This is a genomic window from Natrinema sp. CGMCC1.2065, assembly GCF_051225675.1.
In the GTDB taxonomy this organism is placed as follows: Archaea; Halobacteriota; Halobacteria; order Halobacteriales; family Natrialbaceae; genus Natrinema; species Natrinema thermotolerans.
In genome coordinates this window covers 1-26,085 of the sequence record NZ_JBPJSJ010000011.1, presented here as the reverse complement: position 1 = coordinate 26,085, position 26,085 = coordinate 1, and the positions used below count along the sequence as shown (strand labels likewise).

Genomic DNA, 26,085 nt, shown 5'->3' with positions numbered 1-26,085 from the left:
AAGGGGCCGGAACCGTTGATCAGTTCGGGATCGAGAAATCGTTCCGTAGCCGACCGTTCGGAACGGCAGGGTTGCCATACAGGACGGGTGTCGCCACGCGGTCACGACTCGATCCGGCTCCGAGCGGTCTCGGACGGCGATATCGACGATATCAGTATCGGTAGCGGTCGAACGATCGTGGACGGGATCGATTCACACACCTGTTTTCGGCCGTAAGAGACGGATAACAAACGTGGCCAGTGCCGACGACTGACCAATACATGCGTGTCGAGAGCCCGCCGAACGGGCGCGGTGAGAACGCGTGAACCGCTCGCGACTCGACGTGACGCTCGCGGTCGGCTACCTCGCGGTCGCCGCGGGGATCCTCGTCGCGAGAGCCAACCCCGCGACGGCATACGAGTCCTCGGTGTACACCGGCTCGCCGACGGGAGTCTGGGTCGGGTTCGCGCTCGCGCTCGCGATCGCAGTCGGGACGGCGCTTACCTGTCGCGGCCGGCGGCAGGGGCTCGGCATCGCGCTCGGCGCGATGACGGTCACCGCCGTCGCGAGCCTCCCCGTGATCCGGAACTACCACTTCCTCGGAATGGGCGACTCGATGAGCCATCTGGGGTGGACGCGGGACATCGTCGCCGGCGGGACGGCGCCCCACGAACTGTTCTATCCGGGCCTCCACGCGCTCGCATCGGTCTTTCACTTCCTCGGTGGCGTCTCGATCGAGCGCGCGCTCCTGTTCGGCATGGTCGTCCTGTTCGTCCCGTTCCTGCTTTTCGTCCCCCTGACTGTCCGGGAGATGGCCGACAGCGGGCTCGCGGTCGGGCTCGCCGCGATCGTCTCCTGGATGGTCCTGCCGGTCAACAACATCGCGACCCACATGGCCGTCCACACCAACTCGAACGCGCTGTTTCTCGTCCCACCGGTCGTCTTTGCGGTCGTCGCCTATCTCCGCCGCCGGGCGACCGTCGAGCGGCTCCCGCTCGGACTCTCGCCGTTCAGCGTCCTCCTCGCTCTCACCGCGATCGCGCTCTTGCTGGTCCACCCCCAGCAGATGTTCAACGTCGTCATCCTCATCGGTGCGATCACCGCCGTCCAGTACCTCGCCCGCTGGCGGTTCGACGACCATCCGATGCTCGAGCATCCGACCCTGGCGGCACAGACGCTGCTTCTCGGCGGGCTGTTCGGGCTCTGGGCGCTCGGCAACGAGCGGTTCCGGTCGTCGGCGATCGCGCTCGTCTCCGGACTGCTCGCGGACGACACCGGGGCCGGCAACACGGTGAACCAGCGCGGGACGTCACTGACGGAGATCGGCGGCAGCCTGCCCGAACTGTTCGTGAAGCTGTTCCTCGACGCGGCGATCGTCGGCCTCGTCGTGGGCCTGTTCGTGCTGGTCGTCTGGGTCCGCCGTTCGAGTCTCGCGGACGAGCCCCGCGCGTTCGTCAACTACGTCTCGCTCGCGCTCGTCCCGCTCGGCGGCCTCTTCGCGGCCTACTTCCTTGGCACGCCGACGATGGCGTTCCGACAGGTCGGCTTCATCTACGTGTTGCTGACGATCCTCGCCGGGATCGCGCTGGCACAGCTGGTCGGCGGGCTTTCGAAGTGGATCACGAGGCCGGGTGCGAACGCCGTCGCGGCGCTCGTCCTCGGCGCCTGTCTCGTCCTCGGGCTGCTCACGATGTTCGCCTCGCCGCTGATCTACAATCCCGGCCAGCACGTAACCCCCGAGATGATGAGCGGCTACGAGGACGGGCTCGAACACGGTGCCAACGGGACGCCGCACGTGGGGATGGGGTACGATCCCTACCGGTACGACCACGGGATCAACGGCCTCGCGGGGAACGACACGCTCAGCAGCGCCTCGGCCGCCACCGGCACGGCCAACGCGACCGTCTTCTCGAGGGGGAACTACAGCGGGGCCTATCCGACCGACGAGTACTACTTCGTCTACACGGAGTGGGACCGCACGAAGGAGATCGATATCTACGACCAACTCAACTACCGGCGCGCGGCCCTCGAGGGGATGGATCGGTATCGCGGCGCGAACAAGGTCATCTCGAACGACGAGTTCGAGATGTACGCCGTCCGAGACGCGTAACGACCGTCGTCGGTCTCGGATCGTCGCTCCGGTGGGTCGCCGAAGCAAGCTAATAAGTTGTTTTCCGCCCGCGCGATCGAGAGACATCGAGGACCGCGAGTCGTGATCGATTCGTCATCGCCCGTCGCGCCTACCGGCGTCGCCTCGAGGCCGTCCCGTCCGCTTTCCCGGCGGGTAATCCGACCGTCGACAACCGTTGAAGCGCCGGTAATACGCTATTACGGCCGAAAACGCGACCGTGTGTCGTCGAAACGGTGGCGTCCGTCCCAGACGGAGACACACGGTTTGATCGGAGAGATCGGGCTCGAGCCGGCCAGTGGCCGCTGTATTCCCGTCTTTCCTGCCGAAAAGAGTTGCTTACCGACCGCCGATTCCTCACGATTACGTTCGTAATTTCGTGAGCGTACAGCGGTATATTGTTCGCGATTCTACAGTGTTAGAAATATAGTCTGTAAATTTAAGCCATACCTCCAAGGAAAAGTTTATGGGTGTAAGTCGGAGTTACGCAAGTGTATGGCGCAGAACCCCCGTACGTCCGACACGGAATCTATGCCGACGACAGGCCGTAACAGCGGATTAACCCGCCGAAACTACGTGCGCTCGCTCGCTGCGGTGGCGACCGCGACGACCGCACTCGGTGGTGTCGGCGCGGCCGCGGCCGAGGACGACTACGAGGTCATCGAAGCCCAGGGACAGACGATCTCCCTCGAGGAGGGCGAGACCTGGGAGAACAAACTCATCGACATGACGACCGGCCAGGACATCGTCGTCACGGCCCACAGCAGCGACTGGACGATCCGGAACGTCGGCTTCAAAGGCGAGAACACCTCCGGCACCGGCTCCGCCACGTTCGGGATTTCAGATACGGGCAACGGCACCAGCACCGTCGAGAACGTCTACCTCGGTGATGGCGCGAGTACGGGCAACACCAACCCGAACGGCCACGGCCAGACGGCCTTCTGGGTCGCCCCGGACCACAACGGTCACATCGACTTCGAGAACGTCAACATCCAGAACTTCTCGGACAACGCGATCTACGGCTCCGCGCCCGGCAACAAGGGCGGCGGCACGATCCACATCGACAGCAGTTTCGCCGCCAACTGTTACGTCTCGCATTTCCGGCTCGGGACGGAGGGCAGCAAGGTCACCAACTCGAGCGTCTACGTCGACACCAACGAGGGCTACGTCGGCCGCGGGATCTGGGCGTGGGCACCCGGCACGGTCGAGGTCGAGGACTGCCAGATCGAGATGAACGGACAGAACACCGCCATCGACGCGGGTGCAAACGGCAATCCGACCGAGGTCGTCGTTACGGACTCCGAGTACGACGACGGGGCCGGCATCGCCGAACACGCCGGCTCGACGGTCAAACTCGGTGACAGCGTAGGGACTGATCCCGAGCCAGTCATTCCCAGCGGCGTTCCGACCTCGCCCGAGGAAGCCGCGTCGGGCGGTTCGGACTGAGCCGCCGACGCCTCTCGTCTCCACATCTCGGCCCCGCTGACGCTTTCCGACCCTCCCCATTACCGCCCCGCTGACGCTTTCTCCCCCACCTCCACCGCCGTCCCCGCTGTTTCTACCACACCGAATTCGGTCCTCCCATCCACGTTCCGCCGCTGGAACTCGAGTAATCCGCTATTACTGACCGAGACTGTTCTCGAGCGGGCCCGGAGTCGGCTGCCCGTCTCGGTAATAGCTACTTACCGAACTCGTACGTCGAATTTCGAACTTCGTAAAATACGACACGGAATATCACCGAATCTTCTACGAATCGTGCTGTATGTAGTTACAGTCTGTTAATTTTACGCTCAGGAATGGGGAAAGTTTATACAGGTAGTCTCGTATTACCCGATTGCATGGCACGCGACCCTTCGGTATCGGACGGCGAGTCGTCCCCTTCCCCGGACGGGGAGGCGAGCGACGACGGCGGTAAGAACGGATTACTACACCGGCGATCGTACATGAAGCTGGCCGGTGCGACGACGGCGGCGGCGACGCTGACGGGAGCGGCGGCCGCCGCCGGCGACGAGTACGAGACCATCGAGGCCCGCGGACAGACGATCAGGATCGGACGCGGTGAAACCTTCGAGAACAAACTGATCGACCTGACCACCGGCGAAGGCTTCCTGCTCTACGTCGAGGGCGCGAACGCGACGATCCGAAACGTCGGGTTCGAGGGACTGTACCGGGGCGATTCCTTTATGATCTCGATCAAGGCCGGTGTCGGCGACATTCTCGTCGAGAACGTCTACCTCGGCGACGGCGCGACCAAGGAGGGCTCGAGTTTCGTTCACGGCCCCGGTGGCGTCTTCATGCATCCGGAAAACGACGCCGACGTGACGTTCCGGCACTGCAACGTTCAGGGGTTCCCGAACAACGGCTTTTACTGTTCGAATACGCCCTACGGCGGCAGCGTCCGCTTCGAGCGCTGTTTCGGCAAGAACAATGGCGTCACCACGTTCCGGTGTGGCAGCGCCGACGACGAGATCGTCGACTGCGTCGCGTACAACGACGACACCGACTACGGCCCCGGTTACGGCGGCTACGGCGAAACCAGCGGCCGCCCCGTCTGGGTCTGGAACGGCGGGACCGTGACGATCCGCGATTCCCACTTCGCGGCCGGCCCCTACCCCTACGCGCTCGTAGCCGGTGCGAACGGGTCGCCCGGCAGCGTCGACTTCCAAAGCGGCGGCGTCCGCGGCGAGATTCAACGCGCCAGCGGCTCGACGGTCGACGTCGCCAGCGCCGTCTCGAGCGACCCCGACCTCTCGGTCCCCGACGGCGTCCCGACGACGCCCGAGGAAGCCGCGACGGGCGATAGCGATGGCTCGAGTGATCCGACCGCCGGTTCGGCCGGCGAGACGGACAGCGACGGGCTACCGAACCTCCTGCTGGTCGACGGCAGTCCGGCGGACGCGACGCGCTACGAGTTCACCGTCGACGGCGAACTCGAGCGCTCGACCGCCGAGGGCGCGTCGATCGACGACGAGGACCGAATCGACGGCTCGGCGGTCCAGGGCAGCGTCGCCGACTGGAAAGACGCCTTCCGTTTTGCCGGCGATCTCACCGAACTGACCGTCGACGGTCCCGGCTCCGTGCTGGTCAACGGCGAGCAGGTCGACCCCGACGACTACGGTTCGGATCTTCCCCACGTTCTCGAGGTCAGCGGCGACGGGACGGCGACGAGCTACGAGATCACCGTCGACGGGACGATCGAACTCGTCGCCGACGACGAGCCGGCCGCGGAGGCCACGACCGTCTCGGGTTCGACCGTCCAGAGTTCGATCACGGACGGCACCCAGACGTTCCGGTTCTCGGGTGCGGTAACCGACGTGACGTTCTCGGACGGGGCTGCGACGATCACGGTCGACGGCGAACCGATCGACCCCAGCGAGTACGGCGATCACGAGATGCTTCCCCACGCGCTGGTCATCGACGGCACCGACGCCGACGGGCCGACGACCTACGCGTTCGAGGTCGACGGCGCGGTCGTCAGATCGGACTATCGCGACGCCTCGATCGACGACGAGGACGTCGTCGAGAACGGAACCGTCCGCGGCGCGGTCGGCAACTGGCTCGACGCCTACTGGTTTGACGGCGATCTCGACGATTTCCGACTGCGCGGCGACGCAGCGGTCGACCTGCAGTACAACGCACGCGACCAATAATTTCGAGTGTTTTCTTACTGGTCGCGAGCGCGCGATCCGCCACAGAACGCGGCGACGGCGGACGCGAGCGGTGGCCGGCCCCGTCTCTCGAGACGGCGTGAGAACTGTACGGATCGTCGTCGTATCGAGAAGGCTCCCGCGCCTGGAACAGCTGCTGGCACGCGACTGCTCCGGTACTGGATGACGGTCGTCGGGAGCCAGCCGTGGCTACGGGACCCGGTACCAAAAAGCTTCTCAGCGGTCGGCGACGATCGGTCGACGGCGCGGCGATCGGACCGCGACGGAGCGCTCGCGGATCGGGACCGGCCGCTGGAGCGAGGACCCACCGCTCGGTGGGCGAAAGCGGTCGGAAAACGTCCGCAGTGACGGGCGGCGAAACTGACGAACCGAGACCGGCGGATCGAGGATCACTCGATCCGGGAGAGTTTGCCGTCGACGTTGCGCTCCTGATGGCGATTCCGGACGAGGTGGGCACCGGAGAGACAACAGAACGCGGCGACGACGACGGCGGCGAGCGCGGTCATCGGGACGGCAGCAAGCACGGGAAGGCCGAGAGACGCCGCAGCGAGGACGGCAACACCGACCACACTGAGGGCGGCGTACCACCGGTCCCAGCGGTCCTGTCGATGAGTCTCGGTATCGAGATACATCATCAGCAGGTCGGCATTGTCCGACAGCGAGATCAACCCGCGGTCCTGATCGTACTCGACGATGCCAGCGTCGTCCATCTTCGGCAGGTGGGTCTGATAGAGGGCGACGTAGACCCGTTTTCGCTGATCGGAGCTGAGCGCGTTGATATCGGTGTCGTTCTCCCAGGCCGCGATCTGCTCGGCGAGTTCGCCGAGGGTGACCGTTTCGTCGGCTTCCAGCAAGTACGTGAGGACTTCCCGCCGTCTGCGGTTCTTTAATAGTTCGAAAATGACGTCCTTCGAGAGGCGTTCGCCCTCGTCGTCGGCGACCGATGCGATCTCGTCGGGCAACGACGTATCGATCGAGGACATCACCGACTCCCCCCAGCCGTATCGGCCCCATTCGAGCTTGTAGCCCCCTGACTCCGGAACGCCGGATCACCGGCGTATCGACTCGACGACGACCGCTGTACGTTCGAACGGCGGGTCGAAATCACGTTTGACACACCAGGTTGAACACCAACAGAGATACTCTTAAACACGACTACGTTTCGCACCGTCTGCAAAGGAGGTACGGATCGACTTCTCGACCGACCGATAGCGGCGGTTCCTCGAGGGCGAGACGAGCAACGACGACGGCTGTCGAGTCCGGACCGTATCCGGCGATTGCGTGCATATATCGACGACGTACGGGCGAGTAAGGGGTGGAAGGAACGACGACCGTGCGGTGATGGGGTAGAGCGGGACACGGCACTGGTACCGAACGTCCGCTGGGACCGATATAAAATCGAGCGACAGTTCACACACGAAAGAGCAGTTTACGGAATGAAGGGGTGATTTACGTCGGCGACTCGCCGAAACGATCGGGGCGTTTCTTGTTACATGTGATCATTGGTCATAGTGGGTCGAAACGACCGACAGTCGGTCGTTTCGCCCGGACACGACCGATGGGACACGGTTTCGACTCGACCATCGGGGCTGTTCGCTCGCGGACAGTCGATGGTCGGGTCCTTTCTCTTTGCTTTTCGCTTCGAATCTCCGGGTGGGAACGGTAAGTCGGTGTTTCCGTCGAAACCATGTGAACCCCTTACAGTGCCGGCACGGTTTCGATCGACTACTGATGACGCGGTCTATCATCGATCACGCCAGCGACGAATCACAATCCGAGCAGGTCGAGGCTGGTCTGTGTCCCGACTGTGAGACCGACACGATCGTACACGATCCCGATCGGGGAGAGCGTGTCTGTGAGGAATGTGGGCTCGTCCTGAACGCAGATCCCATCGATTACGGGCCCGAATGGCGGGCGTTCAACGCACAGGAACACGACGAACTCTCCCGGGTCGGCGCGCCCTTGACCCAGTCGATGCACGATCGGGGGCTGACGACGACCATCGACTGGCGAAACAAGGACGCCAACGGGCACTCGATGTCCGCGGACAAACACGGCCAGCTCCATCGACTGCGGGTCTGGCAGGAACGGATCCGAACGAAAAACGCCGGGGAACGCAACCTCAAGTACGCCCTCTCGGAGATCGATCGAATGGTCAGCGCGCTGGGCGTCCCCAAGCCGGTCAAGGAGACGGCGAGTGTCATCTACCGGCAGGCGCTCGAGCAGGACCTCATTCGTGGGCGCTCGATCGAGGGCGTCGCGACCGCCTCGCTGTACACCGCCTGTCGGAAGGAGGACATCCCCCGGAGCCTCGAGGAGGTAACCGCCGTGTCACGCGTCGAGCAACGGGAGATCGGTCGGACCTACCGGTACATCGCGGACGAACTGGGCATCAACTTGGAGCCGACGAACCCCCGCCAGTTCGTCCCGCGGTTCTGTTCGGAACTCGACGTCGGCACGGACGTCGAGACCAAGGCCGTCGAGATCATCGACCGGACGACCGAGCAGGGCCTGCACTCGGGGAAGTCGCCGACCGGGTTCGCGGCCGCGGCCATCTACGCCGCTGGCCTGCTCTGTGACGAGACCATCCCGCAGCGGGCCGTCGCCGACACCGCCCAGACGACCGTCGTCACGGTCCGGAACCGGTACCGGGAGCAACTCGAGGCGATCGATCAGCAGCCGGCTACATAACCGAGCGGTCGTTCTCGCCGTAGAACGCCTCGTCGACCAGCGCGTGCAGGTTGTCGTAGGGAACGAACGCGATGAACTGCTCGTCGTCGTTGTAGAGTTCGACGCCCGTCTCCGTGTGGTCGTACCGGTCGCACTCGATCTGTCCCTCGGGGAGGATCGCGCGGTACATGCTCCATTCGACAGTGCCCAGTCAGATATAGCTATCCGGGCACGTGGCCGGGTTCCCTCGGACGGAGCCGCCGGCCTCGAGCGACCGGTACCCGCGAACGAAATCGGTTTATCCGCACCGCCGTTAAATCGGGCAGTGACCGACGAACGTTCTGCGACGCCCTCCGACGAGCAGCGAAGCGACCCCGACGAGTCGGCCGGCAGCGGGTCGACTGCCGGCGGCGAGGCGACCGACGCCGACGCGGGGGCGACCGATTCCGAGGAGTTCACCATCGCCGACTTCCACGACGCTAGCCAGCGTGAGGGGCGGCCCGTCCTGACCGCCGCGGCGGTCGCCCGCGCGCTCGAGATTCCCCACGAGGACGCCAGCGACCGGCTCGCGGCGCTGGCCGAGGGAGGCGACATAGAGCGGCTCTCGGTGTCGACCGACCCCGTGGTCTGGTATCCGACGGAACTCGAGGACCTCACGGACCGCGAACGCGTGGTCGTCTTTCCGAAGCGCCGGGAAATCGTCGTCGACCGGCCGGACCAGTTCACGCGCGCACAATTGGCCCAGTTCGCCCACCTGGCCGACGCCAACGGCGACCAGGGATACCGCTACGTCGTCCGGCCCGAGGACGTCTGGAGTACGCCCCACGACAGCTTCGACGACCTCGCCCGGACGATGCGACAGGCGCTCGGCCAGCGCTCCGAGGACTTAGAGGACTGGGTCCACAGCCAGTGGGATCGGGCCCACCAGTTCCGGCTGACCACCCACGAGGACGGCTACACCGTCCTCGAGGCCCAGACCCCCGAGATCATGGGCAACGTCGCCCGCCAGAAACTCGACGAGGAACACGTCCACGCGCCGATCTCCGAGACGGAAGACTGGGTCCGGGAGGGCGCGGAAGCGGCGATCAAGCGAATCCTCTATGAAGCCGGCTACCCGGTCCAGGACCACCGCGACCTCGAGTCCGGCGAGGAGCTAGCGATCGACCTGCAGGTGTCGCTGCGGGACTACCAGCGGACGTGGGTCGACCGCTTCGCCGAGGCCGGCGAAGGCGTCTTCGTCGGCCCGCCCGGCAGCGGGAAGACCGTCGCGGCGATGGGCGCGATGGCCCACGTCGAGGGCGAGACCCTCGTCCTCGTCCCGAGCCGCGACCTCGCCCAGCAGTGGGCCGACACGATCGTCGAGTACACCTCGCTCGAGCCCCATCAGATCGGCCAGTACCACGGCGGGCAGAAGAACGTCCGTCCGGTGACGATCGCGACCTACCAGATCGCGGGAATGGACCGCCACCGCTCGCTGTTCGACGACCGCGAGTGGGGGCTGGTGATCTTCGACGAGTGCCAGCACGTCCCCTCGGACGTCTACCGGCGGAGTACGCACCTGCAGTCCAAACACCGGCTGGGCCTGTCGGCGTCGCCGATTCGGGAGGACGACCGCCAGACCGAGATCTTCACGCTGGTCGGCCCGCCGATCGGCACCGACTGGGAGGCGCTGTTCGACGCCGGCTTCGTGGCCGAACCCGAACTCGAGATCCGCTACGTGCCGTGGGGCGACGACGAACAGCAAAACGCCTACGCGTCGGCCGAGGGTCAGGAGAAGTACCGCATCGCCGCCCGCAATCGGGGCAAGATCGACGAGGTGCGGTACCTGCTGTCGGCCCATCCCGAGGCGAAGGCGATCGTCTTCGTCGACTACCTTGAGCAGGGCCGGGAACTCTCCGCGGCGCTTGACGTCCCCTTCCTCAGCGGGGAGACGCCCCATCACGAGCGCCGGCGGCTGCTCGAGGAGTTCCGACGCGACGAGCGCGATCTGTTGCTGATCTCGCGGGTCGGCGACGAGGGGATCGACCTGCCGACGGCCGATCTGGCCATCGTCGCCTCCGGACTGGGCGGCTCGCGCCGGCAGGGGACCCAGCGGGCCGGCCGGACGATGCGGCCCGCCGGCGGCGCGCTCGTCTACGTCCTCGCGACGCGGGGCAGCCGCGAGGAGGACTTCGCCCGGAAACAGCTCCAGCACCTGGGCCGCAAGGGGATCACGGTCCGCGAGCAGCGGGTCGAAGACGGTTCGAGTGCGGACGAGGACGGTTCGGGTGCGGGCGCGGACGAGGACTGACCGCAGTAGCCTCGCCGCCGCGGCCTCGCGGCTCGAGCCGAGGCCAATCTTCAAGGTGCCGTGTTCGAACCGTACTGATATGACTGACTCGCGCGTGGCCGGGGTGGGTCGTCGGTGAGCGACGACACCCAGCAGCGCCAGATCCGCGTCGGCGAGACGGCCGATGGAGCGCCGCTCAAACTGCCCGTGATCGAGGTCCTCACCGGCCGCGGGTTCGCGACCGGGAAGAGCGGCTCCGGAAAGTCAAACACCGCGTCGGTCATCGCCGAGGAACTGCTCGAGGCCGGCTACCCGCTGCTCATCGTCGACACCGACGGCGAGTACTACGGCCTGAAAGAGGAGTACGAGATGCTGCACGCGGGGGCCGACGAGGAGTGTGACATCCAGATCGGACCGGAACACGCCGAGCAGATGGCGACGATCGCGCTCGAGGAGAACGTCCCCGTCATCCTCGACGTCTCGGGGTATCTCGATTCGGACGTGGCCGACGAGTTGCTCCGGGAGGTCGCCCGACAGCTGTTCGTCAAGGAGAAGAAGCTCAAAAAGCCCTTCCTGCTCGTCGTCGAGGAGGTCCACGAGTACATCCCCGAGGGCGGCGGCGTCGGCGAGACGGGCAACCTGCTGATCAAGATCAGCAAGCGCGGCCGGAAACACGGACTCGGCATTCTGGGGATCAGCCAGCGGCCCGCCGACGTCAAGAAGGACTTCATCACGCAGGCCAACTGGCTGGTCTGGCACCGGCTGACCTGGGACAACGACACCAAGGTCGTCGGCCGGATCATCGACACCGAGTACTCGGATCTCGTCTCCGACCTCGACGACGGCCAGGCGTTCGTCCAGACTGACTGGACCGAGACCGACGTCCGGAAGGTCCAGTTCCGGCGCAAGCGGACCTTCGACGCCGGCGCGACCCCCGGCCTCGAGGACGTCGAGCGGCCCGAACTCAAGTCCGTCTCCGACGCGCTGGTCGGGGACCTCCAGCAGATCTCCGAGCGCAAGGACCGCGAACAGGACCGGATTCAGGAACTCGAGACCGAACTCGAAAAGAAGGAAACGCAGATCGAGACCTTAGAGGACGAACTTTCCTCGGCGCGGGACGTCTCGAGCGCGGCCAGACAGATGGCCGACGCCTTGCAAAACACCGAGACGGTCCAATCTCAGCTGCCGGAGGGCGGCGGGGACCTGCGCCGACTCCACGAGGAGATCGCCGATCTCGAGGACGAACGCGACGAGTTACGCGCGCGGCTCGCGGACCGCGACGAGCGCGTCGCGGCGCTCGAGGCCGACCTCGAGGACCGGACCGCGGAACTCGAGCGGCTCCGCGGGGAGAACGAGCAGTTGCGGGAGGTCGTCCGCGAGCGCGCGGCGAGACGCGAGGAGGACTCGGGTGGCGACGGGCGCGGAGCCGAAAACGCCGGGGCGGAGTCGGCCGGCGGGGACGAGTCCGAAATCGTCCAAGCCGGCGGCGACGCCGTCGAGTTCGGGTACATGTCCGACGACGATAGGGAGAGAGACTCGAGCGGCGGAACCGATACCGATTCGTCCGGGTCGGACGAGGGAGTCGTCATCGCGGACGAGGACCGTCGCATCGGAGAGATACTCGAGACGGACCTCGAGGACCGACTCGCCCGCGCCTGTGAGGGGTCGCAGTGTTCGGTCGAGACGGCCGAAGCGATCGTCGAACTGTTCGCGCGGACGGGCCCGCTCCGGACCGAAACCGTCGCCGCCCGGGTCGATCGGTCGCGGGTCGCGGTCCAGAGTCTCGTCTCGGAGCTGCGAACCGAGGGCGTCCTCGAGCGGGCGGGCGAGCGGACCTACGCGCTACACGAGGACGTCCGGGCTGAGTTGCGGAGTGCGACCCCCAGCGAGTGATCGGCTCCGACCCGCTATCTCATCGCCGTCGGAACGTCACCGTCGGCCCCGGAGTCGATCGCCGACGGTTTCGATCGCGCTCGGCTCGATTCCCTGGTGGACCGGCAGGGCGACGACCGACTCGGCGTAGCGGTTCGCCGTCTCGTAGGCGTCGTCGCCCCGCACCGACTCCCGGAGGATCGGCCAGCCGTGGGCACCGGCGACGCCAGCGTCCTCGAGTTCGGCGAGAAACGACGACGAGTCGTCCGCTAACACGGGATATTCGTAGGGGCTGATGCCGGTCGGTAGCTCCTCGTACAGCGGGGCGAGGTCGTCGCGGTCGGCCAGCACGCGGTCCCACGCCCGGAAGTTCTCGCGGCGGGCGGTCCGGATCGCGTCCGGATCGGCGGCATCGGTGACGGCCGCCGAGAGCTTCGACATCGGTGCCTTCGCGGCCTCGTATCTGGCGATCGGATCGACGCTCGAGACATCGTCGTCGTCGAGGAACGACTCGATCGATCGATAGAGCGGGTCGAGTGCGGTTTCGGCGACCGACGTGGCGAGATATCGATAGTCATCGGCACCGAACCGGTCCGCCCTGCCGGCCAGCGACGACGGCTCGAACGCCGCTTCCACCTCGTCGCTGGCCCGGTAGAGGACGGCACCGTCGGGGACCGGCAGCAACTTCCGCAGCGTCGTGAACCCGAGGTCGCCGTGGGTACCAAGCAGCCGGCCGTCCGCGACGCTGAGCGGCCCGTGGGCGTTGTCGTCGACGTGATAGCAGTCGTACTCGTCGGTCAGGTCGGCGATCCGTTCGAGACCGGGCTGGGAGAACCCGAAGTAGTTGACCGAGGTGACGGCGACGGTGTCCTCGTCCAGTCGGGACTCGAGGTCGTCGAAATCGGGTGCGAGCGACGGCTCGAGGGCGTAGAACCGGGGCTCGAGCCCGAGTTCGCGGAACGGTTCGACGACGGCCGGCGAGAGGTAGGCGGGAACGAGGACGTTGCCACCGGGTTCGACGAGGCCGTCGAGGCCGTCCCGAAGCGCGACCTTGCCGGCACCGTAGTAGGAGTAGCCGACGCCGGGAGCGTGGCGCTCGACGTAGGCGTCGATCCCCTCGCCGGCAGACCGGGAGAGCGAGGCGTCGAACACCGACGGGGTCGCACTGATCATGCCTGCGGTCGCGGGCGGTCAGTAGGAGAGAGGGTCATCAGCGAGAGACGGTTCGTCCGTGCCCTTAGTGATGCGGAGGGTACAGAGTTAGCGCCAGTGAGAAACCGGGACTTACAGCCGCGCTGTCGGTCGCGCAGTTCGCTCGCGTTCCGGGACGGTCGCTGCCAGCATCGGCTTACAGCGTCCCAGTACTTGCATAACAAAGCCCGGCCGCCGGCACAACGCCACCATGGCAGGTTCGACGGATGGAGACGACCTTCGGCTGCTCGTCGTCGGGCTCGACGCCGGCTGTCTGCCGATACTCGAGCCGCTGTTCGAGTCGGGCGAGCTGCCGACGCTACGGGGGTTGTTCGCGGAGGGGACGGCGGGACCGCTCGAGTCGCAGATCCCGCCGTGGACCGCGAGCGCCTGGCCGTCGCTGTACACCGGCAAGAACCCGGGCAAACACGGCGTCTACGACTTCCTTACCTTCGACGGCTACGACTGGGACGTTGTCAACGCGACCCACGTCCGGGCGCGACCGATCTGGGAACTGCTGAGCGATCACGGCCGCTCGAGCGTCGTCGTCAACGTCCCCGTGACCCATCCGGCACGGGAGTTCGACGGCGCACTGATACCGGGGCTGACCGCCCCCGAGGAACCGGCCTGTCACCCCGAGGGGATCCTCGAGGACGTCAAGCTCGCATGCGGGGGCGAATACTGGATCTACCCCCAGAGCGGGCCGGTGCCGGACCGATCGATCGAGGGCTACGAGCGGACGATCGAACTCCGGGGGAAGGCGTTTCGCTACCTCGCCCGGCGGTTCGACCCCGACTTCGGCTTTCTGCAGTTCCAGCAGACGGACTCGGTGTTTCACGAACGGCCGGGCGACAAGCGGGCGATCGAGGCCGTGTATCGGGAGGTAGATCGACAGGTGGCCGAAACCATCGAGCGGACCGAGCCGGCGAACGTGCTGGTCGTCAGCGACCACGGGATGGGGAAAGTGACCGGCGACGAGTTCCGACTCAACGAGTACCTCCGTGACGAGGGCTACGTCAGCGCCCGCAGCGGCGGCGAGGGGATGCCCGATTGGTCGAAGACCTGGGAGAACGACCTCCTCTACGGTTCCGAAGCCGGCGACCGGGAACCGAGCGCCATCGAACGGGCGCTCAACGCCGCCGCGACGGTCGGACTCACGACCCAGCGGATCGCGAGCGCGCTCGATCGGGTCGGCCTGAAGGAACCGATCGGCAAGCGGGTTCCCAACGACGCCATCCGGGCGGCGAGCGAGCAGGTCGATTTCCCCGACTCGAGGGCGTACGTCCGCTCGAAGAGCGAACTCGGCGTCCGCATCAACCTCGAGGGACGGGAGCCCGACGGCACGGTCCCGCCCGAGGCGTACGAGACCGTTCGGGAAGAGCTCATCGCGTCGCTGTCGGCCGTCCGAACCCCCGATGGCGAGCCGATGTTCGAGGCGGTCGAACCCCGCGAGACCTACTTCGAAGGACCACACGTCGAGCGGGCCCCGGACGTGATGACGATCCCCGCGGGGTTCGACAACGCCATCGCCGCCGATCTCGGCAGGGAGCGGTTCGGCGAGCCGATGGAGCCGTGGAACCACAAGCGGACCGGCGTCGTCGCGGCCGCCGGCCCGGCCTTCGACGCGGCCGCCGACCTCGAGGGGGCGACGATCTTCGATATCGCGCCGACGATCTGTTCGCTGTTCGACGTCCCGGTCGACGACGACATGGACGGCGGGCCGCTGTCGGCCGTCGACGGCGGTCGTCGGCGAGCGTATCCGGCCTACGATCCGGACCCGATCACCGCGACCGACGACGGAACCGTCGAAGACCGACTCTCGGACCTCGGATATCTATGAGCATCGAGATACGGCAGTTCGATCCGCGAACCGACGCCGACGAGTGGAACCGCTACGTCGAGCGATCCGACGGGACGAACCCGTTCTTCCGGGCGGAAGCACTGGCGTTGCAAGGCGAGGAAACCGACACGACACCCCATCTCCTCGCCGGGTTCAAGGGACAGGAACCCGTCGGGGTCTTTCCCGTCTTCGAGTACGCGAAGGGGCCGATCACCGGCGCGTTCTCGCCGGCCCCGCACTCGTGGACGTCCTACCTCGGGCCCGCCCTGTTGAACGTCGAGAAACTCAAACGCCGCAAGGCCGACCGCCGGATCAAGCGCTTCCTCGAGGGCTGTCTCGAGTGGATCGAGGGGACGATCTCGCCGCTGTACAGCAAGTTCGTCACCGGTGCCGCGTTCGACGACATCCGGCCGTTCCGCTGGAACGAGTACGACGTCGTCCCCGGTCACACCTACATCGTCGACCTCGAGGGCAGCGAGGAGGAGCTGTTGAAGCGGTTCAGCAGTGACGCTCGCAGCAACGTCCGCAACGCCGACGACGACGCGTACGTCATCGAGGAGGGCGACGGCGACGACGTCGAACGCATCGTCGAGAAGGTCCGGCAGCGCTACGAGAGCCAGGATCAGCCGTTCCGGTTGCGGCCCGGCTTCGCGCGGTCGCTGTACGAGACGCTGCCCGAGGGCGCGATCCGGCCCTACGCCTGTCGGGTCAACGGCGAGTTCCTCGGCGGCATCCTCGTCGTCGAGTCCGACCGCACCCGCTACCGGTGGCAAGGCGGCGTCAAGCCCGACGTCGACGTCGATATCGCGATCAACGACCTCCTGGACTGGCACGTCATGCGCGACGGGCTCCGCGAGGGGATCGACGAATACGACCTCGTCGGGGCCGGCGTCCCCAGTATCAACCGCTACAAGGCCAAGTTCAACCCCCGCCTCGAGACCCACTACGAGATCACGCGGGGCGCGTTCGGGATCGATCTCCTCGTCGATCAGTATCAGAAACACCGGTAACGCCGAGGGCGTGACGCCGCCGCGATCACAGCGCAACCGTTCGGTTCGCACTGAGCGACGCGTCGCAGTCAGTCCGCGCGCTCGCTCGGTTGCGGTCGGTTTTCGGAGACGGACCGGCGGGCCACGAAGACGAGCGCCAGCAGCGTCAGCACCGCTGCGACTAACAACGGTCCCGTTCCCGCCGAGAGTCCGACGAGCGCCGTGACGTCGGCGTAGAACGTAAAGAGGAGAAACGCCGGAAAGATGGTCCCGATCGCGTATCGCCACGGGACCACCAGCGGGCGTGAGAACCGTCCCGCACCCGCGAGATACTCCTCGATCGCGGCCGGGCCGAGAACCCAGGCAGTGTAGGTCATGAACCCGGTCAGGCCGAGTATCAGGAGGAGGTTGACGAGCTGGTCCGCAAACAGCGTAAACACCGCGGGGCTGAACGCGTTGACGCCGCCGGTGACGACGACCAGCGCGAACAGTCCCCGGGTCGCCGTCGACCGCTCGAGGTCGAACTCGTCGACCAGAAACGAGACCGGAATCTCGAGCATGCTGATCAGACTCGTCAGGGCCGCGAGGAGAACGACGAGGAAGAAGACTGCGCCGAGGAGCCGCCCGCCGGGCAGGCTCGCGAACGCGCCGGCGATCCCGATGAACAGGGCACCGGGGCCGCCAGCAGTCGGCCCTGGCGCGAACGAGAACAACAACGGGAACACCACGAGTCCGGCCAGGATGCCGATACCGAGATTGAACACGGCGATAGCCGAGGCGTCGAGTGGAAGCGAGCGGTCGTCGTCGATGTAGGAGGCGTAGGTGATCATCGTCCCGCTGCCGATCGAGAGGGTAAACAGCGCCTGGCCGGCGGCTGCGCCCAGTACCGAGAGGAAGTTCGCCGCGAGGTACGCCCCGTCGAACGCGAGGTAGAACTCGTATCCCTGCGCAGCGCCGGGTTGGCGGGCCGCCCAGATCGCGAGTCCGACGAGCAACACGACGACGCCGGGGATCATCACCCTCGTCGACGCCTCGATGCCGCGTCTGATCCCTGCGGCGACGATCAGCGACGTGGCCGCGAGGACGGCGAGTTGGTAGCCGAACGCTTCGGCACCGTAGCTGATCGCCGCGAAGTGGGTTTCGGGGGCCGCGAAATAGGCACCCGTCGCGCTCTCGAGGAAGTACCGGAGGATCCACCCGCCGACGACGCTGTAGAACGACATCAGCATGATCGAGGTGGCGACACAGAGGACGCCCAACACCGTCCAGAAGCGAGATCCGGAGAGCGATTTGAACGCCCCCACTGGGTTCCGGTTCGACCGGCGGCCGATCACGAACGCGGCCAGTAATCCCGGTACCCCGACGAGGAGAACGATGAGCAGATACAACAGCAGAAAGGCACTCCCGCCGTTCTCCGCGGTCATCCAGGGAAATCGCCAGATGTTCCCCAGTCCGATCGCGCTTCCGACCGCGGCCAAAATGAATCCGGCCCGGCTCGTCCAACTCTCACGTACCATTCTGTCTCAGGAAATCGACTCGGCGAGCATAAGAATTGTTTATCAGTGCCATACCCCCATTCGCAGTGACATGGGAGCGGGGACTCCGATACGACGCGTACCCGGGTCAGTTCTTGCCCGTCAGTACCGACTTGCAGTGGCTACGATGGGAACGCGGCAACGCCGGCGAAACGGGGGCACCGAGACTACTCGCGGATCCGGTAGGTCGACTGGCGCGCGTCCTCGAGACAGACGCGACTGGCGACCAGTTCTTGCTCCTCGAGTTTCCCAAGGGCGTAGCGAACGGTCCGAGGACAGAGCCGCGACTCGGCTGCGATGCCCTCCTGTGTGAGCGGTTCCTCGTACTCGAGGACCTTGTAGACGAGTTTCGCACTGGGCGGGAGGTCGTCGAGCGAGACGTCGGTTCCGGGATCGTCACCGTGGGTGTCGGACTCGGTCGCGCTCATACGGTTCGACTCGATCGGACGGCCGCTGGCTGTGTCGGTCCCATGCTGTTCGATCCTACCCGCGTCGGTCATATATACGGCCCAGACAGTTCAGCCAGACAGGCGGATGCTAACCGGTCGTATCGACGTGACAGACGACCGGACACGGACGGCCGACGCCACCCCACGACCCCCGTCGAAAACGGCGATCCTAGCCGGTGCTACCCCACTCGTCGGCTGGTTAATCCACACATAGTAAGGCACTCGCCCCACGCAGAGAATCGTATGTTTGGAACGAGCGGTATTCGTGGCCGGGTCGGTGACGAGGTGACGGCGGCGACCGCCCTCGAGGTCGGTCGCGCGGTCGCGTCCGAGGGGTACGACCGCGTCGTCGTCGGACGGGACGTTCGCGAGAGCGGGGCGATGCTCGTCGACGCCGTCGCGGCGGGGCTGTGTGAGTGTGGCGCCAATGTCGTGACGGTGGGCGTCGAGGCGACGCCGACGGTCGCCCGCGCGATCGATCATCTCGAGGCCGACGCTGGCGTCGTGATCACGGCGTCGCACAACCCGGCGACGGACAACGGGATCAAGCTCTGGACGCCGTCGGGGAAGGCCTTCGGTCCCGACCAGCGCGAGGCGATCGAGCGGCGGGTCCGCGAGGACGACTACGACCTGGCCGATTGGGAGGGAATCGGCGACCGGGTTCGTCGCGAGGGCGCTCGCGAATACCACGCCGACGCGCTCAGCGAGGCGGTCGACCTCGAGCGGACGCCAAGCGTTGTCGTCGATATCGGCAACGGTACCGGCGGGGTGACGGCATCGGTCCTCGACGAACTGGGCTGTCAGGTGCGGACGCTCAACGGGCAGCGGGACGGCTCGTTTCCCGGCCGACCGAGCGAGCCGACCGCCGAGACCCTCGAGACGCTGTCGACGCTGGTCGCGGAAACGGACGCGGAGATCGGACTGGCCCACGACGGCGACGCGGATCGGATGCTGGCGGTCGACGAAACCGGGGCGTTCGTTCCGAAAGACGTCCTCCTTGCACTGTTCGCCCGGGACGCGGCCGGCGAGGGCGACCGCGTCGCCGCACCGGTCGATACCAGCCTCGCGGTCGACGACGCGCTCGTGGCGGTCGGTGCATCGGTGACCCGGACGCGGGTCGGGGACGTCTACGTCGCCGAGCGGACGACCGAGCCGGACGTAGTCTTCGGCGGCGAACCGAGCGGCGCGTGGATCTGGCCGACAGAAACCCGGTGTCCGGACGGGCCGCTCGCGGCCTGTACATTGGTCGAACTGGTCGCGGATCGGGGATCGCTGTCGGACCTCGTCGGAGAAATCGAGCGGTATCCGATCCGGCGAACGTCGGTCGAAGTCGCGGACAAGGCGGCCGCGATGGCCGCCGTTCGACGGCGGGTCGACGAGCGATACGACGAGGTCGATACGCTCGACGGCGCCAGAGTCGAGACCGAGGCGGGCTGGTTCCTGCTTCGTGCGAGCGGGACCCAGCCGCTGATCCGGGTCACCGCGGAGGCACGATCGCCGGCCGACGCCGACGATCTGTTCGACACCGCCCAGTCGCTGCTCGCCGAGGCCATCCCTTCGTCGGCGTAGGCGGCGACAGTACGACGGGAGAACGGTGCGACTCGAGGTGTGAGCGGAACAACGGTGCGACGACGACTACGATCCGGTCGAAAACGTCGGTTATCTGGCTTCTTTCGGGATGAAATCGGAAGTCTTCATCTCGCGGTAGGTCGCACAGTCCGGACAGGCGTGGACGACGTCGCGGTTGTCGCCGAACACGCGAGCGAACTGGCGGGTCACCTGATTCCCACAGTTGACACATCGGGGGGCTGTCGTTTGCTGGCCGGCCGTCATGGGCGTCCAGTTGGCGGATGGGTCCGTCGACATCAACAGTCCGTAGCGACAGAACGGTATTTACTATAGACCGCATAATACCGGTCGCAGCAGGGGATTGCAACGCGATCCCGGAACGGCTCGAGTCGGAAGACTGTTCGAGGATCGGGAGTGTGAGACACGGAGCCGCGGGAAATACGATATTAAACGCGAGTAACAACGTCTTTATCGCCGCCCAAGTCCGTTCGAACTCGCACGAACCCAACCGAGAGACGGGCCTCGATAGGAAGGCGTGAACCGTCGTCACGAGACCGACACCCAACTCGTCGCGACCCGGCGGATCGCGACCGACGAAGCGACGGCCGTAGCTATCAGGTGTGCCATTTATACGAGCGGCAAACACCTAGGCTAACCGGAGGGTATCGATCGATACCCAGGTTCCGGTGGGCGCCACCGGCGACCTCGATCGCCAGCGTGACCCTCCACGTTCGATTCCGATGTCGTTCGAGTACGGGTCGCGATCGACGACGCCGTGCGGACCGGGCTACGGGGGTGGCCTCGGGTCCTGCGGCCTCGGTGACCCCTGCTCGAAACCGACCGATCGGGCTTTTCGGGGTGACAGAAAAGCGTCCAGAGCGGCAGCGGGCGGGTCGAAAACGAGAGTACGACAGCAGTGGGAACGCGGACCCGAGGAATCGGGTCGCCGGGGACCGCTTACTCGACGGTGACGCTTTTCGCCAGGTTCCGCGGTTTGTCGATGGGACGGCCGAGGAGATCGGCGGCGTGATACGACACGAGCTGGAGCTGAACATTCGCGAGCAGGCCTGCCAGATCGGGCTCGGTGTCGGGGATCGGGAGGTGGTCGTCGGCGACCTCAACGGCCGGGTGGTCGTCGGGACAGACCGCGATCACCGGCGCGCCGCGGGTCTGTGCCTCCTCGGCGTTTTTCAACGTCTTCTCGTCTTCCTGTCCGGTGAAGATCGCGAACACCGGCGTCTCCGGCGTCACCAGCGCCAGCGGCCCGTGTTTGAGTTCGCCCGAGGCGAAGCCCTCGGCGTGTTCGTAGGTGATCTCCTTGAACTTCAGCGCCCCCTCGAGCGCGACGGGGTAGCCGAGCCCGCGACCGATGAAGAAGTACGCCTCGCTGTCGCTGTAGCGTCTGGCGACGGTCTTTGCGGCCGACCCTGCGAGAACGTCGTCGATGGCCGCCGGCATCGATTCCAGTTCCGGTAGGAGCGCCTCGAGGTCGGCCGGCGGCTCGCCCCGCAGGTCGGCGGCGATCCGCTGGGCCAGCAGCGTGAGCATGACCGCCTGCGAGGAGAAGGTCTTCGTCGCGGCGACGCCGATCTCCGGGCCGGCCCGGATAAACAGCGCGTCGTCGGCCTCGCGGGCGGCCGTCGATCCGACGACGTTCGTCAGGGTGAGCGTAGCGGCACCCTCGCGGGCGGCCCGCCGAAGCGCAGTGAGCGTATCGGCCGTCTCCCCGCTCTGGGTGACCGCGATCACCAGCGTGTCGTCGTCGATCGGCGGGGCCGAGACGCTGTACTCGTTGGCCAGCAGGGCGGTCGACTGGACGCCCGCCTGATTCAGCGCCAGCGAGCCGTAGAGCGCGGCGTGATACGAGGTCCCACAGGCGACGAACTGGACGCTGTCGACGTCGGCGAAGGTTCCGGGTTCGAAGTCGGCCAGCGCGATCCGGCCACCGGCCGGATCGATCCGGCCCTCGATCGCCTGTGACAGCGACGTGGGCTGTTCGTGGATCTCCTTGAGCATGAAGTGGTCGTACGTACCCTTGCCGGCCTGTTCGGGGTCCCACTCGACTGTTTCGGGTTCGCGCACGACCGGGTCCCCCTCGAGGTCGGTGAACTCGACGCCGTCCTCGTCGACGACGACGACGTCGCCGTCCTCGAGGTAGATGACGCTGTCCGTGTACTCGAGGAAGGCGGGGACGTCGCTGGCGAGGAAGTACTCGCCGTCCTCCATGCCGACGACCAGCGGCGACCCGCGGCGGGCCGCGTAGAGGACGTGTTCGCCCGAGACCATCGCGGTGACGGCGTAGCTGCCCTCGAGTTCGTCGATGGCCTGTCGGAAGGCCGGCTCGCTGTCGTAGCCGGCGTCGAGGTAGTACTGGACGAGATGCGGGATGACTTCGGTGTCGGTGTCGCTGGTGAACTCGTAGCCGTTGGCCGCGAGCCGCTCTCTGAGTTCGGTGTAGTTCTCGATGATACCGTTGTGGACGACGGCGACGTCCTCGCTCTCGTCGGTATGCGGGTGGGCGTTGGCGTCGGTCGGGGGCCCGTGCGTACTCCAGCGGGTGTGACCGATCCCGACCTCCCCCTGGAGCGGCTCGCCGATCGACGATTTCAGTTCCTCGACCTTCCCGGAGCGTTTCTCGACGTTGATGCCGGAGCCGTTCTGGACGGCGACGCCCGCGGAATCGTAGCCGCGATACTCGAGGTTTTCCAGGCCCGTCAGCAGCGGTTCGAGAGCGTTGCCGTCGCCGACGCGGCCGATGATGCCACACATCGGTGGCTCACCCCCCGTCGGGCCGGTAGTGACGGTCGTGTGGCCCGCTCACGGTAGTTGCGTGTGCAGCGACGGCCCGGCTCGCCCCCGACGACGAGGGCCGACGCGATCTGACAGCACAGTGATCCGAATCGAGTGTTCGAGATGACAACCGGTACGCGACCATGAGCCAAGGCAACCCTCCCGAACCCATTACTATAGACGGACTACTGAACGCCGTAGTCTCCGGGTACTCGAGGCCTGAGTCGCGGTTCGGCCGTTTCGAATGCGGGGGACGGGTCGCCGTATCGAGTCGCTATCACGACCGAACCGTCGGTCCCGGCCGCGCTCTCGAGCGGTTTTGCCGAAGGCGTCGGCCGGCGGTGAAAAGTACGGCAAACGAACAGGGGATTGCCGCTCTAGTACGGACGGCAAAACGATCGGTAGGGGGCGGACACGGGACCGGTCGACCCGGTTTCGAAGGGGTGCAGCCACGTTGACAGAAAAGGGCAAAAACCGGCACACCTTTTGCAGTGGCGGCGAACGTGTACGTATGGGTTTTGGTAGCTACGACGAATCCGAACAAAAAGAGCAGACTGCCGACGACGACGAGGACGTCGAAGCCGTCAACGTCCACGAAAACGACCATCATGGCGAGATGTCGTTCGAATCCGACGTATCGACGGACGAGCTGGTCGACCAGCTCGGCGCGATGAAAGACGACGAAGACGACGAGTAACGCGTCGGTAGGCGACCGGAGCGCCCGGAATCGCTTGCGACGGCCCGCAGGGTCGTCGAACTGCTTACATCTCGGTTTTCTCGCGCGGACGTACGACTGTCGTCGCTCGATCGGAGAGCGTCGGGACGAACTGCAACGGCGAGACACCGCTGGAGGAATGGGCGGCCCTGGGGCTCGGTCAGAGCGTCTGTGCGCAGAGTTCGCCGATCGCCCGTCGCAGTCGCTGGGAGACGGCCGACTTCGAGACGCCGAGTCGTTGTGCGAGTTCGTCCTGGGAGATGCCGCGAGGGACCTCGAAATAGCCTTCCTCGTAGGCGACGGCGAGCAACTCCTGTTGTTTGTCGGTCAGGGCGACGACGCCGTCGTCTTCCTCGTCGGACACCCGGAGGTGATCGACGGTGATCGACACGTCGCGCTCGCGGCAGTAGTCGTTGAACGCGACGAGTCGGTCCCGGTCGGGGAACCGCAACTGGAGCTGCCAGCCGGCCCGGCAGCTCGAGCAATCGAGGAGACGACCGCCGACGGCGGCAGTCGCGGCGGTGAACGTGACTGCGCGGTCGGTAAGGGCCACCCGGTAGACTCGCCTGTCCGGATAGCGGTCGACGAGGACGGGATCGGCGACGGTAGGATCGGTCTCGAGCCCGGCCTCGAACGCCTCGAGGTCGGTTCCGTGGGCCGTGACGAACACGACGGTCCGGCCGGGTTCGGGCTCGGTCCAGTAGTCGGGCTCGAGGGTGACGTCCGGGGCCCGCCGGAGCGAGGGGGCCAGAAACAGCCGCGAGTGATCGAGCCGGAGCTGGGCGACGATACCGCCGTCGGCCGTCGATCGAACGCCGCTCGCGTCGGCAGCGGTTCCGTCGGCGTCGGCTCCCGGCTCCGGTCGGTCCTCGCCGTCGGCGATCTCGATGCTCACAGGACCATCCCCCGCCCGCCCGGACGGCCGCTGTAATCAGTTCTTACCTCGAACGCACTCATTGAATGGCTCATTAGGAGCCGAGTACATGGTCGTGGACGCTATACACGGAAGCGGACGGGGTGCCGACATCAATACGTATTCATCCGTCAGCTCGCTGTCCGGTTCGTCTCGAGCCGGAAAGAGTTTGTTACCCGACGGATCGGTACGGTAAGACCGTCATACGTCCGGACAGTCACCGACGCTGTCCGGGTCGGACCGGTGACCGATGCCGGTTGGGTCGGACCGGTCACCGCTGCTCGGAGGGGTGCGAGCGAGTCCGCCGGTTCGGTCGCCGGCGAGCGATCACGCCTCGCCGGCGTCGTCGAACAGCAACGCGAACAGTTTCCGCTGGGCCAGCCGGAGGTGGCGACTGAACGTCGGCTGGGAGATTCCGAGGGTGGCCGCGATCTCCTCGCCGGTGTGGTCGCGGGGCCATTCGAAGAATCCCCCGTGGTAGGCCGCCTCGAGCGTCCGCCGCTGTCGCTCCGAGAGGCGCCCGGCGAGTTCGTCGATCGCACCCGCTGCCCGGGGCGGTCGCTCCCGCGTTCGGCGAGCGATCAGCTCCGTCCCCGAATGTCGCCGCTCGAGAGCGCGGACGAACGCGCGGACATCGACGGGCTCGCCGAGTTCGATCGTGAGCCGGGTCCGGTCGTCGACCGGCTCGAGCGCCCGGAGGACGCCGCCGTGGGCCGCGATCGTCCCGGCGACGGTGGGCGCGGCAAAGACGATCTTGAGGACCGTCCGGTCGTCGCCGTCGCCGACGACCGTAACCGATTCGACCGCCGGCGCGGCCGCGGCTCGGTCCCGGATCGCGTCCGAATCGCCGTCCGAGATCGAACAGTACACCGTCGAACCGTCCGTCGACCGCGGGATCACGGCCCGGATGTCGATCGCCCGCCCGAGCCGGGCGGCGAGCGACGACAACGGCTCGGTCTCGTCCCGGCAGACGACCTCGAGTTCGGTTACCCGGTCGGCGAGCAGCGCCGCTTTCGTCTCGAGCGCGCCGATCGCAGCGCCCGCGATCGTCCCGAGGTGGGCACAGGCCCGGCGGGTCCGCTCGTCGAAGGCCCCCGGCCGCGTCGCGTACGCGGTCAGCGTCCCGAAGCGGAACTCGTCGGCGGTGAGGGGGACGCTCAGCGCCGATCGGAACCCGCGGTCGCGCAGGCGTCGCCGCCACGAGTCCCCGCCGGCGCGGTCGACGGGTTCGGCCTCGGGATCCGCGGCGAGATCGTCGATCACGACCGCCTCGCGTGTCGTCGCCGCGGCGTGAGCCGGCGTCTCCTCGCTCCCGTCTAATGCCACCGTCGCCGACTCGAGGAACCCGGCGTCGCGACCGGCCCACGCCGTCGGGACGAGCCGTTCGCGGCCGTCGTCCGCGCGGCCGACCCAGGCGAGCGCGACGCCGTCGGCCGCGGCCGGAAGCGGGAGCGAGGCCACTCCCTCGCAGAGCCGTTCCTCGACGGCCTCGCGGGTCTCCGCCGCCA

General features: G+C 66.5%; 19 protein-coding genes. 10 read left to right on the top strand and 9 right to left on the bottom strand.

The window, feature by feature from the left end; all coding sequences use genetic code 11:
• The first annotated feature begins 301 nt into the window (after positions 1–301).
• From ACSBP4_RS12410 to ACSBP4_RS12400, 3 genes are all read left to right on the top strand, one after another.
• Positions 302–2,089: a hypothetical protein gene (locus ACSBP4_RS12410; RefSeq protein WP_435552381.1), complete on the top strand. Its 1,788-nt coding sequence runs from the start codon at positions 302–304 to the stop codon at positions 2,087–2,089.
• A 513-nt stretch (positions 2,090–2,602) separates the two neighbouring features.
• On the top strand, positions 2,603–3,553 hold the full coding sequence (locus ACSBP4_RS12405) for a hypothetical protein (protein WP_084158308.1): 951 nt from the start codon (positions 2,603–2,605) through the stop codon (positions 3,551–3,553).
• 392 nt (positions 3,554–3,945) lie between these two features.
• The gene (locus ACSBP4_RS12400; RefSeq protein ID WP_435552380.1) at positions 3,946–5,757 is read left to right on the top strand and encodes a hypothetical protein; all 1,812 of its coding nucleotides are present in this window, start codon (positions 3,946–3,948) and stop codon (positions 5,755–5,757) included.
• Positions 5,758–6,164: 407 nt separating this feature from the next.
• Here the strand turns inward: ACSBP4_RS12400 and ACSBP4_RS12395 are convergent, their stop codons facing one another.
• Positions 6,165–6,758: a DUF7344 domain-containing protein gene (locus ACSBP4_RS12395; RefSeq protein WP_006179618.1), complete on the bottom strand. Its 594-nt coding sequence runs from the start codon at positions 6,756–6,758 to the stop codon at positions 6,165–6,167.
• 748 nt (positions 6,759–7,506) lie between these two features.
• Here ACSBP4_RS12395 and ACSBP4_RS12390 point away from each other — a divergent pair.
• Complete coding sequence (locus ACSBP4_RS12390) at positions 7,507–8,466, top strand: transcription initiation factor IIB (RefSeq protein ID WP_006179619.1); 960 nt, start codon at positions 7,507–7,509, stop codon at positions 8,464–8,466.
• On the opposite strand, the gene ACSBP4_RS12385 is transcribed toward ACSBP4_RS12390, so the two are convergent.
• Entirely contained in the window at positions 8,459–8,635 is a 177-nt protein-coding gene (locus ACSBP4_RS12385) for a hypothetical protein (RefSeq protein ID WP_373633338.1), read from the bottom strand. The two genes, ACSBP4_RS12390 and ACSBP4_RS12385, sit on opposite strands and share 8 nt — an antisense overlap.
• A 135-nt stretch (positions 8,636–8,770) precedes the next feature.
• On the opposite strand from ACSBP4_RS12385, the gene ACSBP4_RS12380 reads away from it, so the two are divergent.
• Positions 8,771–10,735 (top strand): DEAD/DEAH box helicase family protein, encoded by a 1,965-nt coding sequence (locus ACSBP4_RS12380; protein WP_435552379.1) that lies wholly within the window; start codon positions 8,771–8,773, stop codon positions 10,733–10,735.
• A gap of 114 nt (positions 10,736–10,849) precedes the next feature.
• The gene (locus ACSBP4_RS12375) at positions 10,850–12,607 is read left to right on the top strand and encodes a helicase HerA domain-containing protein (protein ID WP_435552378.1); all 1,758 of its coding nucleotides are present in this window, start codon (positions 10,850–10,852) and stop codon (positions 12,605–12,607) included.
• Positions 12,608–12,643: 36 nt separating this feature from the next.
• On the opposite strand, the gene ACSBP4_RS12370 is transcribed toward ACSBP4_RS12375, so the two are convergent.
• Complete coding sequence (locus ACSBP4_RS12370; protein ID WP_435552377.1) at positions 12,644–13,759, bottom strand: DegT/DnrJ/EryC1/StrS family aminotransferase; 1,116 nt, start codon at positions 13,757–13,759, stop codon at positions 12,644–12,646.
• Positions 13,760–13,988: 229 nt separating this feature from the next.
• On the opposite strand from ACSBP4_RS12370, the gene ACSBP4_RS12365 reads away from it, so the two are divergent.
• Together ACSBP4_RS12365 and ACSBP4_RS12360 are read left to right on the top strand one after the other, a co-directional pair.
• Positions 13,989–15,617 carry an alkaline phosphatase family protein gene (locus tag ACSBP4_RS12365; protein WP_435552376.1) on the top strand — a complete coding sequence of 543 codons (1,629 nt, stop codon included), beginning with the start codon at positions 13,989–13,991 and terminating at the stop codon, positions 15,615–15,617.
• Positions 15,614–16,627 (top strand): lipid II:glycine glycyltransferase FemX, encoded by a 1,014-nt coding sequence (locus ACSBP4_RS12360; RefSeq protein ID WP_435552375.1) that lies wholly within the window; start codon positions 15,614–15,616, stop codon positions 16,625–16,627. Before ACSBP4_RS12365 ends, ACSBP4_RS12360 begins: the two co-directional genes overlap by 4 nt.
• 68 nt (positions 16,628–16,695) lie before the next feature.
• Here the strand turns inward: ACSBP4_RS12360 and ACSBP4_RS12355 are convergent, their stop codons facing one another.
• Together ACSBP4_RS12355 and ACSBP4_RS12350 are read right to left on the bottom strand one after the other, a co-directional pair.
• Complete coding sequence (locus tag ACSBP4_RS12355; RefSeq protein WP_435552374.1) at positions 16,696–18,123, bottom strand: sodium-dependent transporter; 1,428 nt, start codon at positions 18,121–18,123, stop codon at positions 16,696–16,698.
• Positions 18,124–18,308: 185 nt separating this feature from the next.
• Positions 18,309–18,569, bottom strand: a complete 261-nt coding sequence (locus tag ACSBP4_RS12350; RefSeq protein ID WP_435552373.1) for a MarR family transcriptional regulator — start codon at positions 18,567–18,569, stop codon at positions 18,309–18,311.
• A 264-nt stretch (positions 18,570–18,833) separates the two neighbouring features.
• Here ACSBP4_RS12350 and glmM point away from each other — a divergent pair, with 264 nt between their 5' ends.
• Positions 18,834–20,159, top strand: coding sequence for a phosphoglucosamine mutase (gene glmM, locus ACSBP4_RS12345; RefSeq protein ID WP_435552372.1), 1,326 nt, complete (start codon positions 18,834–18,836; stop codon positions 20,157–20,159).
• 90 nt (positions 20,160–20,249) lie between these two features.
• Here glmM and ACSBP4_RS12340 read toward each other — a convergent pair whose 3' ends face one another.
• Complete coding sequence (locus tag ACSBP4_RS12340) at positions 20,250–20,456, bottom strand: DUF7563 family protein (RefSeq protein ID WP_006179629.1); 207 nt, start codon at positions 20,454–20,456, stop codon at positions 20,250–20,252.
• 660 nt (positions 20,457–21,116) lie between these two features.
• A complete protein-coding gene (glmS, locus tag ACSBP4_RS12335; RefSeq protein ID WP_006650331.1) occupies positions 21,117–22,928 on the bottom strand; it encodes a glutamine--fructose-6-phosphate transaminase (isomerizing) in 1,812 nt (603 codons plus the stop codon).
• Positions 22,929–23,460: 532 nt separating this feature from the next.
• On the opposite strand from glmS, the gene ACSBP4_RS12330 reads away from it, so the two are divergent.
• Entirely contained in the window at positions 23,461–23,646 is a 186-nt protein-coding gene (locus ACSBP4_RS12330) for a DUF5786 family protein (protein WP_006179631.1), read from the top strand.
• A gap of 178 nt (positions 23,647–23,824) precedes the next feature.
• On the opposite strand, the gene ACSBP4_RS12325 is transcribed toward ACSBP4_RS12330, so the two are convergent.
• Positions 23,825–24,559, bottom strand: coding sequence for a helix-turn-helix domain-containing protein (locus tag ACSBP4_RS12325; protein WP_049966318.1), 735 nt, complete (start codon positions 24,557–24,559; stop codon positions 23,825–23,827).
• Positions 24,560–24,904: 345 nt separating this feature from the next.
• Positions 24,905–26,085 (bottom strand): bacterio-opsin activator domain-containing protein (locus ACSBP4_RS12320; protein WP_435552371.1); only part of this gene is annotated, 1,181 nt, incomplete at its 5' end.